This is a genomic window from Mesorhizobium sp. BR1-1-16 (genome assembly GCF_020165495.1).
Classification (GTDB): Bacteria; Pseudomonadota; Alphaproteobacteria; order Rhizobiales; family Kaistiaceae; genus Kaistia.
Genome location: NZ_JAIUIE010000001.1, coordinates 1134733 through 1152817 on the forward strand (window position 1 = coordinate 1134733; position 18085 = coordinate 1152817).

Here is an 18085-nt window from a genome sequence, read left to right on the forward strand (position 1 = left end):
TGATCGCCGGATCAGGCTTTCGTGTAGGCGAAGAAGGGCAGGCCGGTCGTGAAGTTCCGCGGCAGGCGCGTCGCGATCAGCCAGGCGATGACCGCCGTGATGATCTTGTCGGCGAGGTTCTGCACGAGGTTCGAGATCGCGACAGACTGGATGAGCTGCGTGCCCATGGCCAGGAGATAGGCTGTGGCGAAGTCGGTGCCCGAGCCCGTCACACCGCCGAACATGTAGACGATGATCGGGATGGAGACGATCGTCGAGATGACCGCGATGATGGCGCCCGAAACGACCGTCTTCCAGAGGCTGGAGAACCAGCCATAGCGGGCAAGGATGCCGGCAGTGGCGCCGATAACCAGCGCGACGGGAAAGAATGCGGCCGCGACCGGATCAAGGATCAGGCCCCAGATCAGGCATGCCAGCGTGCCGACAATGGCGCCGGCGATCGGACCAGCTAGGATGCCGACCAGGACCGTCCCGATCGAATCGATGAACAGAGGGAGTTTCAGCCAGGCGACGATCTGGCCGACGACGATGTTGATCACGATGGCTGCCGCCATCAGCACGAGCGTTCTGTTGTCGAACTTCATGATGTTCCCCAGAGAAGAGAGACCCTATCCGGCCGGCCATTCGGTCGGCATCCTTCTTGGCCTTCAGCGTTCCCCCGCCTCTGGCAACCGTGGGACGATCGTCCCAAGCGTTTCGCTTGATCAGCCGATCGGGCGCGTCACCGCGTCGGTCAGCATCTTCATGAACCTGTCGCGCGAGGCGATATCGACGACGGTGGCGTTGACCGGCTTGCCGGCATGCAGCTTGCGATCGACGATCGTCTGGCCGAGCGCGGGGCCGTCGGCGTTCACAACCTCGACGTAAGCCTCGCTCGACTTCACGACGATGGACGGATCGATGGCGATCGCCATGGTGATCGGGTCGGGCAGGTCGATGCCCGGCAGGCCCGAGATCTTGGTCGAGAACTCGACCAAGCAGCGCTGGATATCGACACAGAAGTCGCCGAGCTTGCCCCCGATGCGCTTCAGTTCGTCCGTATCGGCCGGCTCAACGACGGCATGGCGGCAGGAAATCTCCCACCCGCACATCACGATCGGCATGCCGGACTGGAAGACCATACGAGCGGCGTCCGGGTCGGCATAGATGTTGAATTCCGCCGCCGGCGTGACATTGCCGGGGCCATCGCCGATGCCGCCCATGATGATGCAATGTTTGACCGCCTGTGCGAGGCGCGGCTCGCGCGCGAGCGCCACGGCCACATTCGTGAGCGGCCCGAGCGTGACCAGAGTGATCTCGCCCGGGCGCGACAGGATCACCTCGATCATCTTGTCGACGCCGTGGCCTTCATCAGGCCTACGCCCGGAGAGCGGCAGGCCGATATCGCCCATGCCGTCCTCGCCATGCACATTGACGGCGTCGAACGGCCCGCGGATCAGCGCCTTGCCGATGCCTGCATAAACGGGCACATGCGTGGCCCCGCAGATCTCGCGCGTGTAGAGCGCGTTCTGCAGCGCCTTTTCCAGCGAGCAATTGCCCATCACGACCGAGATGCCGGCGATCTCGACGGTGGGGTTCATGAAGGCCATGACGAGCGCGACGGCGTCGTCCGAGCCGGTGTCGGTGTCGATCCACAGCGTCGTGGCCGGAGCGTTGAGGGGCATTCAGGCGGTCTCCCTGGATTGGAGCACGGGCGGCTCCTTGTTGGGCGTCGGCGCGGCTGGATCGAGCAGGCCCTCGGCCTTGAGATCGCTCCAGAGGCCTTCGGGAACAGGATGGTCCAGCGCGGCGAGATTGCGGGCGATTTCGGCCGGCTTGACGGCGCCGAGCACCAGCGAAGACACCGCCGGATGGCCGAGGACAAACTGCACCGCCGCACGCGCCAGCGGCACGCCATGCGCTCGGCAGACGGCCTCGATGCGGGCGACGCGATCGATGATCCCGGGCGGCGCGGCCTCGTAATTGTAGCGGGCACCCGGAATGGCGCCGGTGGCGAGGATGCCAGAATTGAAGATGCCGCCGAGCATGATGCCGACGCCTTGTTCGAGCGCGAGCGGCATCAAGGTGGCCAGCGCTGGCTGCTCGAGCAGCGAATAGCGGCCGGCGAGCAGAACGGCGTCGAAATCGGCGGCGCGCAGGAAGCGCTCGCACCAGTCATGATCGTCGAGCCCGAGCCCGATCGCCTTGACGCTGCCTTCCGCGCGAAGCTGTTCGAGCGCACGATAGCCGCTGTCGAGCGCCTCGCGGTAGCGCACCTCGACCTGATCCTCGCCATGCGTCCACGCGTCAATGTCGTGGATCAGCAGAATGTCGATGCGATCCGTCCCGAGGCGCAGCAGCGACTGCTCGAACGAGCGCATGACGCCATCATAGGAATAATCGAAGCGCGGCCGATGCGGCAGGCTGCCGACAAAGCCCCGCGCCGGCGGCGGGGCCGAGCCGCCAGCAAGCGTCGCGGGGTTCATCACGCGACCGATCTTGGTGGATATCACCACGCTCTCGCGCGGCATGGAACGAAGCGCCGTTCCAATCCGGTGCTCCGCGAGTCCATTGCCATAATGCGGCGACGTATCGACCAGCGTGATGCCCGCGGCAAAGGCTGCCGCGACGGTCGCGATCGCTTCGCCTTCGTCCAGCCTTTCGAAGAAGTCGCCGAGGGGCGCCGAGCCGAAGCCGACGCGCGATACGGTCAGCTCCGACCGCCGCCCGAGCGGAACCTGGGCGATCGGAGCCATCACGATGCGGGCCGCCTGAACTGCAGATAGAACGCATAGCGTTCGGGCAGCACGAAATCGGGCCTTTCGATGCCGAGCGCCCCGGCTGCGCGATGCGCGAAATTGGAATCGGCCAGCAATTCGCGGCCGATCGCAACCAGATCGGCCTTGCCGCTGGCGATCACGTCCTCTGCCTGTTCGGGCTCAGTGATGGCACCGACCGCCATGGTCGCAATTTCCGCTTCCTCGCGGATGCGCGCGGCGAAACCGATCTGGAAGCCTGGGCCTTCCTGGATGTGGCCGGGATTGGTGCGCACCAGAATGCCGCCGGCCGAGCAATCGACCACATCGACGCCGACCGTTTTCAGCGCCTTGGCCAACACAACCGCGTCGGCGAGTGTCAGTCCCGCGTCTGGGATGCGGTCGATGCAGGAGGCGCGATAGAAGAGCGGCATGCCCTCTGGGATCGCCGCCCGGATCGCGGTGGCCACCTCGACGGAGAGGCGCATGCGGTTCTCCGCCGTGCCGCCATAGCGATCCGTCCGCTGGTTGGAGACCGGCGAGACGAAGCTGTGAAGAAGATAGCCATGCGCGCCATGGATTTCGACGAAGTCAAAGCCGGCCGTAACCGCCCGCTTCGCGGCTTCTACAAACGCCGCGACAATGTCGGCGATCTCGCTTTTATTGAGCGCATGCGGGACCGGCCAGTCCTCGTGATAAGCGATGGGAGACGGCGCGACCGTCTGCCAGGCGGCGGGATCTTCGGCCGGGATCGCCCAGCCGCCTTGCCACGGTGCCGTCGAGCTTCCCTTCCGCCCGGCATGCGAGAGCTGAATGCCGATCGCCGCGCCCTGACGATGATAGGTCGCGACGATCCGCGCGAGGCCGTCGACATGTCGATCGTCCCAGATGCCGAGGCAATCAGGCGTGATGCGGCCATCCGGCGTGATGCCGGTCGCCTCGACGAGTGCACCGCCGACCCCGCCAAGCGCGAAGCGTGCGTGATGATCGAAATGCCAGTCCGTCGCGAAGCCATCGATCGCGGCGTACTGGCACATCGGCGAGACAACGATGCGGTTCTTGAAGGTCACGCCCCTGATGGTCAGGTGCGCAAAGAGGCTTGCCATGAATTCAAGACCGTTGCCGGCCGTCCTGGTCAGAGTTCAGCGAGGATGCTCGTATCGAACAGACTCTTGTCGGCCTTGACGCCAACCTTGTCGAGGGTGGCGAGGTTGCTGGCGATCCACGCGTCATCCATCGCAAACACGCCATTCGGGTTCTTCATGAGATCGACCTGAATGCGTGAATGGTAGAGTGCTGCTTCCGGCGTGTAGCCATTGCCCTTGAACCAGGTGTTCTCATATTCCTTCGTGTATTTTTCCGGATTGGCGAAGTCCTCGTCCCAGCCCTTGCGACTTGCGCGCATGAACGCCACGATATCCTTGCGCCGGGTCTTCAGCGTCTCTTCATTGACCGTGACGAGGTCCTGGCCGAAGGGTAGGCCGAAATCGTAGAACAGCAGATAGCTCGCCTTCTTGCCCGAGGTCTGCTCGACGATGAACGGCAGCGACGTCATGAAATCGACGACGGCATCGACCTGGCCGGTCGCGAGCGGCGTCGGATCGAAGGCATAGGGGACGATCTTGAGCTGATCCTCGGTGACGCCGTTGAGGCCGAGCAGCACTTTGAACGTGCCGAGGCTGAGCGGCGGGCAGGCGACCGTCTTGCCGACCAGATCCTTGATCGACTTGATGCCGGTGGCTTCGAGGCTGATGACGCTGTCCGGGCTCTTCTGGAACTGTGCGCCGATGATCTTGAACGTCGCGCCCTTTTCTGAAACGGCCGACGCCGTCTCGATCAGCGAGGTCAGCGCGATGTCAGCCTTCCCCGTCAGCAAGGAGGCTTGCGGGATGACATCGGGGCCGCCCGGCAAATAGGTCAGGTCGAGGCCCGCCTCTTTGTACCAGCCTTTGTCGATAGCGATGAAATAGCCGATGAATTCGGGATCGTTGATCCAGATCGACTGGAAGGCGAGCGGCGTCTCGGCCGCGCGGGCGCGTCCCATCGGGGCGAAGGCCGCAGCGGCGAGACCTGCGAAGGCAGCTTTGCCGAAGGCGCGGCGGGTCTGCGTGAGCATCATGGATCGACTCCTGTATCAGCGGAGGGGTTTGACATTCCGCGAAGGCGTGCCGGCCCCGAGGGAGGCGGAGCGGCATCGGCCTTTGGCGGCGCGAACGGATTGTGTGGTCGACGGTCCAGCTTCGACTGGCCCTCGGTCGTCCCGGAGGCCAGATCGCGGCGGCAGTCGGTTCGACCCGAATTCTCGGTCGATCGGAACCTTGGATACGGAGTTTACCGTCAGGGCATCCAGGTTCAACTGCCTAATATGCAGACTGAATGAATCTTGCGTCCAAGTTATAGGCAGTGACTGCCCAAACTTGCGAGAACCAGCGCTGTTGTCGGGCAGGGCGATCGGAGCCACGGCGTTGCGCCTCACATAGCAACCATGTCGAGATGCTCGATCTCGAAGAAGGCGCCGCCGGGCGCGCGGCAATAGATCGAGCGGCCACCGGGAAAATCGATCGCGCGGCCGAGCACGCTGGCGCCGTGATCGACGGCCAGGGCGACGACGCCGTCGAAATCATCGACATGAAAGGCGACATGGCCAACGCCCGGCCGCCACGGCAAACTATCGGCTTCCGGGCGCGGCTCGGCGCTCGAATGAAATGCGATCAGTTCGAGGATCAGCGGATAGGCATCGGAGCGCATCTGCGTGAAGTCGCAGGAAAGGCCGGCCTGCCCCGTCAGGGCGATGATATCGTCGCGCATGTCGCGCTCGATGAAGAGCGGGGTAAATCCGAATACGGCGCTGAAGAAAGCGATGGCCGGATCGATCGCGGCAACCGTCAGCGAGGCATGATGCCAGCGGATCGCGGCGGTCATCGGCCAACCTTTCGTTCGATGAAGCCGACCGCCTCATAGGCGGCGACTGAAATGAGAATGGAGATCAGCGCGCCGGCCCAGATCATGTCGTAATCGAGCCCGCCGCGCGACACATTGAGGAGATTGCCGAGGCCAACACCCGAAAGCAGCCATTCGGCGACCATGACGCCGAGCAGCGCCTGCGGTGCCACGAGCTTGGCGGCCGCGAACAGATGGCCGACCGAATAGGGCACCGCGATATGGACGAGTTGCTTCCACCGGCCGCCGCCATAGGCGCTGACGAGATCGCTCGCCGCGCGCGGCACTGTCGTGAATCCCTGATGCAGCAGGACATAGGCCGGGAAGAAGACGACCAGCATGGCCATGAACACGGAAGCCGTGACGTCGCGGCCGAAGATCAGCACCACGAAGGGGACGACGGCGACGAGCGGCATGTTCTGCGCAACGAGCGCGATCGGTAGCAGGGCCCGCGCAACGGCCGGCGCGAGCAACGAGAGCGCAGCGAGCGCGAAGGCAAAGGCCAGGCCGGCCAGCAGACCCAGCAGAGCGACCGGCAGCGTCTGCCCCAGCGCCGTCAACAGCGCGGCGCGCGCGCCGGCAGCCTGCCGGCCCTCGATCAGGAACATAACCGTGCGGCCAGGCCCGGGCGCGATGATCGGGCTGACATGCGTGAGCGTGACGGCCAGCCACCAGATGACAAAAGGCAGAGCGACAGCGATGCCCGCAAGCGCGATCCGCTGCCAAGCCCAGCCACCGGATGGCCGCGCCGCCTTCTGCACGGCCGCGAGCGTCACGGCTGTGCTCGAGGCCGAGAGGCGGCGGGCCGGCAGCAGGAACAGCGCATAGCCGGCGAGCGCGATGGCGCTTGATGCGAGGCCGATGCCCCAGAGCCGCGCGGGATTGCCCTGCGGCAGGGCGGAAAGCAGGAACGCGCCAAAGCCCCAACGCGTGCCCGACCCGAACTCGCCGAGCACAGCGCCGAGTACGGCAAGCGGCGCCGCCACGCGAAAGCCAGCGAACAGGTCGGGCAGGGCGCCGCGCAGCCGCACATATCGCATCAGCTTCCCCTCGCCGCCGCCATAGGCCGCGACGAGATCGGCTATGCGCGGATCGACCGTCCGAAGGCCGAGCAGCGTCGCCGACATCGCCGGGAAATAGACCATCAGCGCCGCCAGCACAGTCTGTGGCCAGTCACCCTTCAGAAATAGCACCAGCAGCGGTCCGATAACGATGGCGGGCGTCGCGAACAGGGCGATATTGATGCCGCGAAATGCGAGCTCCAACCTTGGCGACAGGCAGAACAGCAGCGCAGCGACCACCGCGACGGTGACGCCGATCGCGAAGCCGATCGCGGAGGTCTGGATCGTGGCGGTGCCATGCAGCCAGTAGAGTTCTCGGTCGGCGAAGGCCTGCATCAGGATGCGTGAAGGCGCCGGGACCATCGCGATGCCCCACGATGTCGTAGCGCCGAGAAACTCCCATATCGCGAAGAAGATGAGCGTTCCGAACAGGATGCGGGCGTTTTCGCGCGCAGGCTGCGTCTTCATGGCGAGGCGTCCCCGCCATGCAGGCTCTCGGTCAGCCGGTCGCACAGCGCGTGAAAATCGGGGCTGCTGAACAAACTCGGCAGGCGCGGCCGTGCAAAGGGAACGTTGACGATTTCGGCGATGCGGCCGGGCTGCGCATGCATCACCACCACGGTATCCGCGAGGAACACGGCCTCGTCGATGCCATGCGTCACCAGAAGGGTCGTCGTCTGCCGCGCCGCCCAGATGCGCTGCAGTTCGACATTCATCGCGCGGCGAAGGATCTGGTCGAGCGCGCCGAACGGCTCGTCGAGCAGCAGCACGGACGGGTCGGTCACAAGCGAGCGGGCGATGGCGACGCGCTGCCGCATGCCGCCCGAAAGCTGGCCCGGCAGCGCCGCCTCGTAGCCCTTGAGGCCCACCAGGTCGATCAGCGACTGGATCGTCGCGGCGTGCCGCTTGACCGGTCGGCCGAGGATCTGCAGCGGAAACGCGATATTGTCGGCGACGCTGCGCCAGGGCAGGAGGGCCGGATCCTGGAAGGCGATGCCAAGTTCGCCCTCCTTGCGGAACTGCTCGGGATGCTTGCTGCGCACCAGCACCGCGCCGCCCTCGTCGGGTTGCTCCAGGCCGGCGATCATCCTCAGCAGCGTGGACTTGCCGCAACCCGAGGGACCGATCAGCGCGACGAAAGCACCGCGCGGCACTTTCAGCGAAATGGGGTCGAGCGCCCGTATGGGTCCGCGTACTGTCTGGAACGTCTTGCCGGCCTGATCGATGATGACGTCGACTGGCCCCGTCGGTTCGGTTCCTTCGGGTGCGGTCAGGCTTTCTCGCGCGGGCAGGGCGTTCATGGCTGGCGTGCGGTGTCCTTCGTCAGAGTGCGGTCAGGAAAGCGCGGGCGGCGGCGCCATGCTCATGCCGCAGCCTCGCAAGATCCACGCCGACCGGCGCGCTGTCGATCACGCGCCAGTTGCCGCCGACCATGACACGGTCGGCCGTGTGGGCGCCGCAGAGGACGAGCGCGGCGATAGGATCGCCAGCACCCGAAAAGCGCAGTTCGTCGAGCGTGAATAGCGCAAGATCAGCCTCCATGCCCACCGCGATCCGGCCGATATCGGACCGGCCGATGCAGGCGGCCGAGCCTTCGGTGGCCCAGCGGAGTGCGTCGAGATGGGTCACCGTCGCCGCATCGTAGCGCAGCCGGCCGATCATCAGGGCGTGGCGCACCGCCTCCATCATGTTGGAGCTGTCATTCGAGGCCGAGCCGTCGACGCCAAGCCCGACGATGGCGCCGGCCGCTTCCAGTTCCTTGGTCCGGCAGATGCCGGAGGCGAGCACCATGTTCGATGTCGGGCAATGGCAGATGCCGACGCGGTGGCGGCCGAGCCGGGCAACCTCCGCGTCATCGAAATGGATGCCATGCGCCAGCCAGGCGTGGTCGTTCAGCCAGCCGACCTCCTCAAGATAATCGAGCGGCCGCATGCCGAAGCGCGAGAGGCAGAAATCGTTCTCGTCCTCGGTCTCGCCGAGATGGGTATGCAGGCGGCAATCGTGCTTCTCGGCGAGCTCCGCCGCGGCGCACATCATTTCGCGGGTGACGTTGAAGGGCGCGCAGGGCGCGAGCGCGACCGTCGAATAGGCGCCGGGGCGGCGGTCGTGATAGCGGCCGATGACGCGCTCGCAATCGGCCAGCACGACATCGTCGTCCTGCATCAGACGCTCGTCGGCGATACCGCCCTTGGTCATGCCGAGATTGATCGCACCCCGCGTCAGCGCAACGCGCATGCCGAGCTTCGCAGCTTCCTCGACCTCGATGTCGACCGCATCCGGCATGTCGGCCGGGAAGACGAAGAGATGGTCGGATGCGGTCGTGCAGCCCGAAAGCAGCAGTTCCGTCAGTGCGAGGCGCGTCGCGAGGCGGAAGCTGTCGCGGTCGAGATGATCGCCCCAAAGCGGATAGAGCGCCTTGAGCCAGGGAAACAGCTCCCTGTTGATGGCGGCCGGATGGGCGCGCGTCAGCGTCTGGAAGAAGTGATGATGCGTGTTGACGAGGCCGGGTAGCACGACATGGCGGCTGGCATCGAACACGTCGTCATGCTGCGGATCGGGATCATCGCGGCCCACCAGCGCAACGATCCGGCTTCCATCGACGACGATGCCGCGTTCGGCGCCATCAGTGAGGATAGCGATCGGGTGCTTGATCCAGAGACGCTCGCTCATCGTTCCGCCTCCGCGTCCCAACCCAGCACGGTTTTCACCTCGAGAAACTCGCGCATGCCGTGATCGCCGAGCTCGCGACCGTTGCCGGATTGCTTGTAGCCGCCGAAGGGCGCCTCGAAATCGAACCAGGGATTGTTGATGAAGACGCGACCGGCGCGGATGCGGCGGGCCGTGGCGCGGGCATGGTCTTCGTCGCTCGAATAGACATAGCCGGCAAGGCCATAGACGCTGTCATTGGCGATCCGCACCGCCTCGTCCTCGTCCTGATAGGTGAGGATCGAAAGAACGGGCCCGAAGATCTCCTGCCGCGCGATCGTCATGTCGGATGTCACGTCGGCGAAGATCGTCGGGCGCACGAAATAACCGCGATTGAGATCCTGCGGGCGTCCGGGTCCGCCCTCGACGAGGCGTGCGCCCTCGGCGATGCCGGCCTCGATCATCCCCTGCACCTTGGCGAACTGGGCGCTTCCGGCGACGGGCCCCATGGTGGTTTCGGCGCGCGTCGGATCGCCGACGATCATGGTTGCAGCCACCGTACGGGCGCGGTCGATGACCTCGTTCAGCTGCGAGGCATGAACGAGCATGCGCGTCGGGGCGATGCAGGACTGGCCTGAATTGATGAAGCAGCGCTTGACGCCATCAGTGACCGCGAGATCGAGATCGGCGTCTGGCAGCACGATATTGGCCGATTTGCCGCCAAGCTCCTGATGCACGCGCTTCACCGTGTTGGCCGCGGCCTTTGCGACGGCGATGCCGGCGCGGGTCGAGCCGGTGAAGGAGACCATGTCGACATCAGGATGGGCCGAAATCGCAGCGCCGACGACAGGTCCCGTGCCATTGACGAGGTTGAAGACTCCGGGCGGCACGCCTGCTTCATGCATCACTTCGGCGAGGATGAGGGCCGAAAGCGGCGAAAGCTCGGATGGCTTCAGTACCACGGTGCAACCCGCAGCGAGGGCCGGAGCGAGCTTGGTGACGATCTGGTTCAACGGCCAGTTCCAGGGCGTGATCAGCCCGCAGACGCCGATCGGCTCATGCGTGATCAGCGATTGTCCATGCGGCACGTCGAAGGCGAAGGTGCGCAGCACTTCTGCCGCGCTTTCGAAATAGATGATGCTCGACGCCGTCTGCAGCTCCCAGGAGAGCCATTTCGGCGAGCCCATTTCTGCCATGACAGCTGCGGCCAGATCCTCTCGGCGAGCCGTGAATGCCGCGACGATGCGGGCGAACAGCGCCAGCCGTTCTTCCCGGCTTGTCGCCGCAAAGGCAGGGAAGGCGCGCCTTGCGCTTGCGACCGCGCGATCGACATCGGCCGCGTTGCCGAGTCCGATCGTTGCGATCGTTTCTTCCGTGGCCGGGTTGATGACGGGCGCCCGTTCGCTTGAGAGCGGAGCGACGAAGGCGCCGTCGATATAAAAGCTGGTGGTCGCGGCCACGGCGTCTTCTTTCTCAGTGGCCCGCAAGCCGCGCCTCGACACTGCGGATCGCGGCGTCCTGATGCGGCTGCAGGTCTTGGCCGGTCATGCCGGCGATGATTGGCTCGAAGGGGTCTTCGACGCTGCCCTTGAGGCCGGACAGTGTCTCTATGATGGCCAGGCCAAGGAACGGAACCGAGGGCCGGTGATAGCCGCCCTCATGGGTCAGCAAAAGACGCCCGTCGCAATAATCGTCTGCAACGTCCATGACACGCCGCGTCATCGCGGCGAACGCGCTGCCGCCGAGCATCATGCGCCCCTGCGGATCATAGGCGCCAGCATCGAGGCCCGACGCGATGATGATCATGTCCGGCGCGAAGGCCCTCAGCCTCGGCAGGATGACGCGGTCCATGGCGGCGAGATAGGCGCCGCTGCCGGAGCCGGGCGGCAGCGGCACGTTGAGATTGAACCCGGCGCCCGGTCCCGCGCCAAACTCGTCGATCAGTCCCGACCGTGGCGGATAGCAATTGTCCTGGTGGATTGAGATCGTCAGGACGCTCGGATCGGTCCAGAAGATCGATTGCGCGCCGTTCCCGTGATGGACGTCCCAGTCGAGGATCGCGACGCGTCTGAGGCCATGCGCCAGCTGCGCGTGGCGCGCAGCGAGGGCGCCGTGATTGAAGATGCAGAAGCCGAAGCCACGGGCCGCTTCGGCATGGTGGCCGGGCGGCCGCAACAGCGCATAGGCATTGGCGACGCGGCCCTCGACGATCGCGTCGACGGCTTCGAGGATGCCTCCCGCTGCCAGGGCAGCGATCTCGTAGCCACCGGGCCCGAAGGGTGTCACGCCGACTGGATCGCCGAGGGCCGCGTCGCCGCCATCGGCATCGCTCATCGCCTGCAGCCGCGCGATATAGTCGGCATGGTGAACGCGGCGCAGTTCTTCCTCTCGCGCCGGCCGCGGCTTGATGAGATGCAACTGCTCGGTCAGTCCCGCGACATCCAACAGGTTCTTGATCCGCCGCTTGCCTGCTGCGCTTTCTGACGGCTCGTCGGGCTCGATCACGCCCCGGCCGGCTTGCATGAAGCCGGCCAGCGCATGCGTATCGTGCCACATCAGCAGCTCATGCCAGACGAGGCCGGTCGGCTTGGTCATGCCGCCACGCCGAAATGCTTGGCGGTTGCGTCGAGTGCTTCGCGGGCGATGTCGAAGATCGTGTCGAACTGCTCGATCGTTGTGACGAGCGGCGGCATGAGGCTCATGGTGTCGCCATTGGCCCGGAAGGCTAGGCCGCGCTTCAGGCCCTCAGCGGCGCAGAAATCGCCAATATGCGCCTCATATGGGAATGCTTCGCGCGTCGCCTTGTTCTGCACGATCTCCAGCCCGCCCATCAGGCCGACCGAACGGACGTCGCCGATCAACGGATGTTCGATGAACGCATCGAGCTTCGTCTTGAAATAGGGCGCCAGCGTCGCGCCGGCATTCTCCACCAGCTTCTCCTCGTCGAGGATGCGGATGTTTTCCAGCGCAACGGCACAGCAGGTCGGATGGCCGGAATAAGTGTAGCCATGCGCCCACTCGCCGCCCTTGTCGATGAGGAGATCAGCGATGCGGTCAGAGATCACGGTAGCCGAGAGCGGCAGGTAGCCAGAGGTGATTGCCTTGCCGAGCTGCAGGATATCAGGCTCGATCCCATAGCGGCGATGCCCGAACCAGTGGCCGGTCCGGCCGAAGCCCATCACGACCTCGTCGAGGATCAGCAGAACGTCGTATTTCTTGCAGATGCGCTGGATCTCGGGCCAGTAGGTCTCGGGCGGGCAAAGCGCGCCGCCGGCGCTCTGGGCCGGCTCGGAGATGAAGGCCGCCACGTTGTCGGGGCCGAGTTCGAGGATCTTGTCCTCAAGCCAGCTTGCGGCGAGCACGCCGAACTCGGCCGGGTCCATGCCGAAGCCGTTGCGATACTGATAGGCGGTCTTGATATGGGTGACGCTCGGCATCGGGATATCGCCGCCAGCACCGTACATTGGCGGAATGCCGGAAAGGCTCGCCGCCATATGCGTCGAGCCGTGATAGGCGAGCTCGCGCCCGATGATCATCCGTTTCTGTGGCTGGCCGGCGAGGTCCCAATAATGGCGAGTGAGGCGGATCGCCGTCTCGTTGGCCTCGGAGCCGGATGACTGGAAGAAGACGTGGTTGAGGCTGTCAGGCAGCATCGAGGTCAGCTTCTCGGCGAGCAGAACCGCCGAGCGGTGCGTCGTCTTGAAGAAGGACTGGCAGTATGAAAGCTCGAGCATCTGCTCGGCCGCCACCTGCACCAGTTCGCGCCGGCCATAGCCGATATTGACATTGCCGAGACCCGAGAGCCCGTCGATGATCCGCGTGCCCTCGGTATCCCAGACATAGATGCCCTCGCCACGCACGGCGACGCGTGCGCCGCCCTGCCGGAGGCCAGCATGGTCCGTGAAAGGGTGCAGATAATGGGCGCGGTCCAGCACCTGCCAGCCCTGCGTGTCCATTTCCCGGTAGGCCATGTTCGTCTGCTCCTCGCATCTTCAGGAGCGCATTAGGCGGTCTGGGCCGCTAGGGCGAAAGTGCTGTGCTGGCGCAAAAGCATGGCGATGCGTGCGCCTCTCCGCTCAGTGCGTCGAGGTTGCGCGAAAGGCGCCCGGTGCGACGCCGAATTGGCGCCGGAAGGCCCGGCTGAAATGCGAGAAGTCCTTGAAGCCGCGGCGAAGAGCGATGGTGTTGATCGGGAGGCCGCGCATCAGCGGATCGGCCAGCTCGCGGCGGATCCGGTCAAGCCGCTGGGCCTGCACGAAGCGGGCAACCTGCTGTTCCTCACCCTCGAAGAGTTCATAGAGCCGCCGCAGCGAGATGCCATGCGCCGCCGCGATATCGCGCGGCGACAGGTCGGCATTGTCGAGATGAGCGAGAATATAGGCCTTGATCCGGTCGAGCTGCGAAACGCGGGAGACCGAAATGGCTTCGCCGCTTCCGACATCCATCAATGCCGTTGCCGTCAGTTCCAGCACATGCTGCTCCAGCCGGCTCGACAGCGTGGCGGGAATGTCGTTTGGCCGCTCGCAGAGCCCGCTGGCGAGATCGTAGATGAAGCGGCCTGGAATGCGGTCGGCAGCAAGATGCAGCGCCACCAGCCGGTCGACGGAGGGCACGCGTTCGCGCAGTGCCGCGCGCGGCACCTTCAGTGAAACCTGCCGGTATGGCCCGCGGAAGCGCATCTGGTAGGGCCGGCGGCTGTCATAGAGAACCATCGATCGCGGGCCGGTCACGATATCGCGGCCATCCTGCGAGAAGGCGCATTCGCCGTCGATCTGGATCGTCAGTTCATACCAGCGATCATCGCCCGAATGGATCTCGCGCTCGCTGCGCACGACATCGAGACTGGTCGAGACGATATCGGCGATCGTGACCTCTCCGAGGCTGAGCCAGGCGACATGGCCATAGAAACCCTCGAAGCCGTCGCGGCGAAGCTGCGTCGGCGGGAAGAGGCTGTTGGTCGCCTCCCGCCAGTAGTCGAGCCTCTCGGCAGCCGGAACGGCGTCGGTCGAGAGATCGCGCCAGCCGAAGCCCGAAACCGTCATCGCATGCTCCTTCTCAGGTGGCCAGAATATCCGCGCCATCGAACAGGTCTTCCGGCCTGAAAGCGGTCGAGATCAGCCCGTCCTCGTTCAGATAACGGATGATGACCTCCAGCATCGCACGGTTCTTGGCAAACCCAACCGGCCAATAGTCAGTCCCGAGCTCGCGTTCGGCTTCAAGCAGGGATTCGAGCGCCCAGGGCAGCATGGTCGACAGCGCCACCTGATCGAACAGCTTCGCCCGTGCCACGGTCTGCGCTTCCGCAAAAGCATCGAACAGAGCCTTGGTGAGGCCAGGGTTGGCCTCCGCGATCGGCCGCTTGACCGCGAGGATGTGCATCGGCGGAAAGATGCCGGTCTTGCGGAAATAATCGAGTTCGGCCGTCTTCGGGTCCTCGAACAGCCGCCCTACGCTGGCCGACGGCCATGTGCTTGGCGCGCGAGCCGTGTAGAGCGCGTCGATCTCGCCGCTCGCCAGCATCTGAGCGAGCGGCTTGTCGGTTCGCTCAACCTTGAATTGCGCGGGATAGACCTGCGGATGCTCGTCGCCGGCGCGCGGCGCTTCCAGCCCGCCGGTAACGTAGATTGGCGCGGTACGGTCGAGGCCGTAGTGTTCTTCGAAGAAGCCACGCTGCCAGACGGCGGCGGCCATGTCGAACACCATCAGGCCGATCCGCTTGCCGGCCATGTCGGCCGGCTTCTCGATGCCGCTCGCCTTGTTGATGAACACGCTCGAAAAGCGGAAATGGCGCGAGGGAAAGATCGGCACCGCGAGATAGGGCCGATCTGGCCGCTCCAGCGTGCGCAGATAGGTGGCGAGCGGAAATTCACAGGCGTCAAAATGATGCGAGCCGAGCTGCTTGTTGAACAGCGCCTGCACGCCCATCAGCGTCACGTCGGGATCGACCCCGGCAATCGTGACCTCGCGATTGGCGATAGGCCGGGTACGGTCGCTGTCGCTGGCGCCGATGGTGAGTTTCAGGAGCGTCATTCTCAATGGTCCTTGTAGTCGCGTAGCCGCGCGACGAGCACGTCGAGCAATTCGGGAAGCGCGAGCGGCGTCGCGTTCGCGCCGCCGCGGGCGTAAATGCCGGTCGCCTGAACCGTGTCGATACCGAGCCGGGCCGACAGACGGTCGATGGCGTCCTTGCACTGGTCGAGCGTCGGCAGGCAGACGATGGCGGCGCCTCCGCCCAGATGATCGTTGGCGCCGATGAGGTCGACGCGGCCGGAGGCGACCTTGCGGGTCGCGGGCACATTGTTGGCGGCGCGTTCTCCTTTGCCGATGACAAAGCTCCGATGCGTCAGGCCCGGCGCGACCCAGGAGACGACGTCGTCATAGTGATGCCCGATGCGCCCGACGACGACCGCAACCGCCTCGGCCATGGCGTTATGCATCAGGGCATAGTGTCGGCGCTCCTCATCGCCCCATTTCCAGCGCGTCTTGGAAATGGCAACAGCCGTCGAATCCGGGCGCCAGGGCGACACGGCATTGCCGCGCTTTTCGAAGAGTCCGGGGTCGTCATAAGCCGTGGCCGGCGAGGCGCCGCCGGGATAGTCGATGATGTGTTCATAGGGCACGACGCCCATCGGCTCGGAGATCACCATCCGGTGGATCAGCGTGCCGGCATCGTCGATCAGCGGCGAGAGATTGAGGACGTCCTGCGAGAATTCCGGTTCGAGCCGCGCCTGCAGCTCCTGCGGCAGGGCATGCCGTGCCGTCGGGCGGAAGCCGCTATCGGCCAGACGCTGGTTGATCGCCTTGTGCTCGGATGAAAAGGGATAGGGCTTGGTCTTCGTGCAGGGCATGAAGAGCAGCACCTTGCGCTTCGCAGCCGGCAGCTCCGGTTCGTAGTGGTCTCTGATAAAGTCGAGCCAGGCTGCGATGCGCGGATGGGTCAGACTGTCGACATTGTCCTGCGGGCTGTAGAGACAGAGCGTCGGATCGAGGACGAACGGGCTTTCGATCTTCTCGGCGGATTCAGTGATGCGCTGGGCGCGGTCGGTGACGGTGACCATTCGCTTTTATTCGTCCTTTTAGGCGACCTTCGCAGCGCGGGCGGCGCGCCGCGCTTCGAAGGCGGAGATGTCGAGTTCGACCTCGTCATACTGATCGAGACCAGCGATGAAGGCTTCTGCATCGTCGCGGAAGAGCTGGCGCGTGATGCCAAAGGCGATGCGTTCGGTGGAGAATTTGAGCTGAGAGATGCCGGCAGTCGCGCCGAGGCTCATCATGGCGCCAAAGGAATGGCAGTAGAGCCGCGCCAGAAAGGGCGCTGTGCCCGGTTCCTTCTCAGTGAACTGGAACGCGCCCGAGAGATAGGGATAGGCCCCGAGCGTCGGGCTTTCGTCGCCTTCCGGCGGTTGATGGCGATCCGACCACCGGGCGATCTTGTCTGCAAAGCGCGCAAGCTCAGGCCGCAGGCTCAAATCGATGACGAAGCCCGTGCCGACGATCAGAAAATCGTAGTCGAACACGCCGCCGGGTGTGCCGAGGCGAACGCTCCGGTCATCAAACGAAACGCTCTCAAGCGGGCTGCCGAGATGGAGGTCGAAGGCGTCGAAACGGGCGCAGCGCTCGAACGTATCCTGCGGCGGCGGCTGGTTGAGCGCGAAATAACGGCGCATGAAGCGCCATTTCAGGGTGTCGTCGAGGTCGGCGAAATGGCGGATATAGCCAGTGGTTTCGATGTAGCGGTTCGGGTTCACCTTCGGCAGCGACTTCCGCCGCGCGAAGAGGTCGACGGCGCGCGCCCCGCCTTCGAGCGCCATCGCGGCGTTATCGAAGGCCGAGGCCCCGGCGCCGATGACGGCAACGCGCTGGCCGTTCAGCGCGGCAAAATCGATCGGTTCTGACGTGTGGGCATAGCGCTCCCTGGGTAAGGCATCCGCGATCATGGCAGGCACCTGCCATTGCCCCGCGCCCTCGATGCCGGTTGCGAGCACGACATGCCGCGCCAGCAGCCGCTCCGGCTTGCCGGCGATCACGGAGTGGACGGCGAAGAGGTCGTCCGCCAGCGGCTCGATATCGGTCACCGCGGCGTCGTTGGTGACGTCGATCCCGGCCATGGCCTGCAACCAGCGAAGATAGTCGTGCCAATGCTGGCGCGGGATCTTGCCGATGCCGGCCCAGGCCTCTGCCCCGAATTTCGCCTCATACCAGGCGCGGATGGAGAGGCTTGGCAGGCCGAGTTCCGGACCCGAAACATGCTTCGGCGTCCGCAGCGTCTGCATGCGGGCATAGGTAATCCATGGCCCGGCCTCGCCGGCCGGGCTCCGGTCCAGCACGCGGATATTGGTGACGCGCTCGCGGAGCAGCCGGAAAGCGAGGGAGAGGGCGTTCTGGCCGCCGCCAACGATGAGCACGTCCAGTACCGCCTCGCCATCCCGCGAACGCGGCGCCACCCATTCACGCGCCGGATAGGCGACGCAATCGAGCTCGAAGCGGACTCGCTTCGCCAAGTCGTCGAGGCAGTTCATCGTCATGCGACGCACTCCAGACTCGTCCGCACCATGGGCTTGCGCCAGACGGACGACTTCGCGGCGCTGCGCGCCGGGCTATTTGTTCGGGAATGCCCGATCCGGTTTTCCGGTCGATCGGACGAAACTCTTCCAAGCAATCCGCATACCAACCGATGGCGGCCAGATACCGGACGGGGCTATC

At 65.1% G+C, this 18085-nt stretch carries 16 protein-coding genes; all 16 read right to left on the reverse strand.

The window, feature by feature from the left end:
- Positions 1-11 precede the first annotated feature (11 nt).
- Positions 12-584: an ECF transporter S component gene (locus LB518_RS05355; protein WP_224573906.1), complete on the reverse strand. Its 573-nt coding sequence runs from the start codon at positions 582-584 to the stop codon at positions 12-14.
- A gap of 120 nt (positions 585-704) precedes the next feature.
- The gene (locus tag LB518_RS05360; RefSeq protein ID WP_224573909.1) at positions 705-1664 is read right to left on the reverse strand and encodes a nucleoside hydrolase; all 960 of its coding nucleotides are present in this window, start codon (positions 1662-1664) and stop codon (positions 705-707) included.
- Positions 1665-2735: an aldo/keto reductase gene (locus tag LB518_RS05365; protein ID WP_224573911.1), complete on the reverse strand. Its 1071-nt coding sequence runs from the start codon at positions 2733-2735 to the stop codon at positions 1665-1667.
- Complete coding sequence (locus LB518_RS05370; RefSeq protein ID WP_224573915.1) at positions 2735-3841, reverse strand: NADH:flavin oxidoreductase/NADH oxidase; 1107 nt, start codon at positions 3839-3841, stop codon at positions 2735-2737. The genes LB518_RS05365 and LB518_RS05370 overlap by 1 nt, the downstream gene beginning before the upstream one ends.
- Positions 3842-3870: 29 nt before the next feature.
- Entirely contained in the window at positions 3871-4854 is a 984-nt protein-coding gene (locus tag LB518_RS05375) for an ABC transporter substrate-binding protein (RefSeq protein WP_224573917.1), read from the reverse strand.
- Between the two features lie 353 nt (positions 4855-5207).
- A complete protein-coding gene (locus LB518_RS05380; protein WP_224573920.1) occupies positions 5208-5657 on the reverse strand; it encodes a VOC family protein in 450 nt (149 codons plus the stop codon).
- A complete protein-coding gene (locus LB518_RS05385; protein WP_224573922.1) occupies positions 5654-7204 on the reverse strand; it encodes an ABC transporter permease in 1551 nt (516 codons plus the stop codon). The genes LB518_RS05380 and LB518_RS05385 overlap by 4 nt, the downstream gene beginning before the upstream one ends.
- The gene (locus tag LB518_RS05390) at positions 7201-8037 is read right to left on the reverse strand and encodes an ABC transporter ATP-binding protein (RefSeq protein WP_224573924.1); all 837 of its coding nucleotides are present in this window, start codon (positions 8035-8037) and stop codon (positions 7201-7203) included. Before LB518_RS05390 ends, LB518_RS05385 begins: the two co-directional genes overlap by 4 nt.
- A gap of 22 nt (positions 8038-8059) precedes the next feature.
- Entirely contained in the window at positions 8060-9406 is a 1347-nt protein-coding gene (locus LB518_RS05395) for an 8-oxoguanine deaminase (RefSeq protein ID WP_224573926.1), read from the reverse strand.
- Positions 9403-10842, reverse strand: coding sequence for an aldehyde dehydrogenase family protein (locus LB518_RS05400; protein WP_224573927.1), 1440 nt, complete (start codon positions 10840-10842; stop codon positions 9403-9405). Before LB518_RS05400 ends, LB518_RS05395 begins: the two co-directional genes overlap by 4 nt.
- Positions 10843-10855: 13 nt before the next feature.
- On the reverse strand, positions 10856-11977 hold the full coding sequence (locus LB518_RS05405; RefSeq protein ID WP_224573929.1) for a histone deacetylase-like amidohydrolase: 1122 nt from the start codon (positions 11975-11977) through the stop codon (positions 10856-10858).
- On the reverse strand, positions 11974-13353 hold the full coding sequence (locus LB518_RS05410) for an aminotransferase (protein WP_224573931.1): 1380 nt from the start codon (positions 13351-13353) through the stop codon (positions 11974-11976). Before LB518_RS05410 ends, LB518_RS05405 begins: the two co-directional genes overlap by 4 nt.
- Positions 13354-13458: 105 nt before the next feature.
- Entirely contained in the window at positions 13459-14424 is a 966-nt protein-coding gene (locus LB518_RS05415; protein ID WP_224573933.1) for an AraC-like ligand-binding domain-containing protein, read from the reverse strand.
- A gap of 13 nt (positions 14425-14437) precedes the next feature.
- Positions 14438-15412 (reverse strand): substrate-binding domain-containing protein, encoded by a 975-nt coding sequence (locus LB518_RS05420; protein WP_224573945.1) that lies wholly within the window; start codon positions 15410-15412, stop codon positions 14438-14440.
- A gap of 2 nt (positions 15413-15414) precedes the next feature.
- On the reverse strand, positions 15415-16440 hold the full coding sequence (locus tag LB518_RS05425) for a hypothetical protein (protein WP_224573947.1): 1026 nt from the start codon (positions 16438-16440) through the stop codon (positions 15415-15417).
- A gap of 18 nt (positions 16441-16458) precedes the next feature.
- Entirely contained in the window at positions 16459-17907 is a 1449-nt protein-coding gene (locus tag LB518_RS05430; RefSeq protein WP_224573949.1) for a SidA/IucD/PvdA family monooxygenase, read from the reverse strand.
- Positions 17908-18085 lie beyond the last annotated feature (178 nt).

Excerpts from the sequence above, each read along its gene's own strand:
- LB518_RS05355 (WP_224573906.1), bottom strand. The coding sequence starts at position 584 with ATGAAGTTCGACAACAGAACGCTCGTGCTGATGGCGGCAGCCATCGTG.
- LB518_RS05360 (WP_224573909.1), bottom strand. The coding sequence starts at position 1,664 with ATGCCCCTCAACGCTCCGGCCACGACGCTGTGGATCGACACCGACACC.
- LB518_RS05365 (WP_224573911.1), bottom strand. The coding sequence starts at position 2,735 with ATGGCTCCGATCGCCCAGGTTCCGCTCGGGCGGCGGTCGGAGCTGACC.
- LB518_RS05370 (WP_224573915.1), bottom strand. The coding sequence starts at position 3,841 with ATGGCAAGCCTCTTTGCGCACCTGACCATCAGGGGCGTGACCTTCAAG.
- LB518_RS05375 (WP_224573917.1), bottom strand. The coding sequence starts at position 4,854 with ATGATGCTCACGCAGACCCGCCGCGCCTTCGGCAAAGCTGCCTTCGCA.
- LB518_RS05380 (WP_224573920.1), bottom strand. The coding sequence starts at position 5,657 with ATGACCGCCGCGATCCGCTGGCATCATGCCTCGCTGACGGTTGCCGCG.
- LB518_RS05385 (WP_224573922.1), bottom strand. The coding sequence starts at position 7,204 with ATGAAGACGCAGCCTGCGCGCGAAAACGCCCGCATCCTGTTCGGAACG.
- LB518_RS05390 (WP_224573924.1), bottom strand. The coding sequence starts at position 8,037 with ATGAACGCCCTGCCCGCGCGAGAAAGCCTGACCGCACCCGAAGGAACC.
- LB518_RS05395 (WP_224573926.1), bottom strand. The coding sequence starts at position 9,406 with ATGAGCGAGCGTCTCTGGATCAAGCACCCGATCGCTATCCTCACTGAT.
- LB518_RS05405 (WP_224573929.1), bottom strand. The coding sequence starts at position 11,977 with ATGACCAAGCCGACCGGCCTCGTCTGGCATGAGCTGCTGATGTGGCAC.
- LB518_RS05410 (WP_224573931.1), bottom strand. The coding sequence starts at position 13,353 with ATGGCCTACCGGGAAATGGACACGCAGGGCTGGCAGGTGCTGGACCGC.
- LB518_RS05415 (WP_224573933.1), bottom strand. The coding sequence starts at position 14,424 with ATGACGGTTTCGGGCTTCGGCTGGCGCGATCTCTCGACCGACGCCGTT.
- LB518_RS05420 (WP_224573945.1), bottom strand. The coding sequence starts at position 15,412 with ATGACGCTCCTGAAACTCACCATCGGCGCCAGCGACAGCGACCGTACC.
- LB518_RS05425 (WP_224573947.1), bottom strand. The coding sequence starts at position 16,440 with ATGGTCACCGTCACCGACCGCGCCCAGCGCATCACTGAATCCGCCGAG.
- LB518_RS05430 (WP_224573949.1), bottom strand. The coding sequence starts at position 17,907 with ATGACGATGAACTGCCTCGACGACTTGGCGAAGCGAGTCCGCTTCGAG.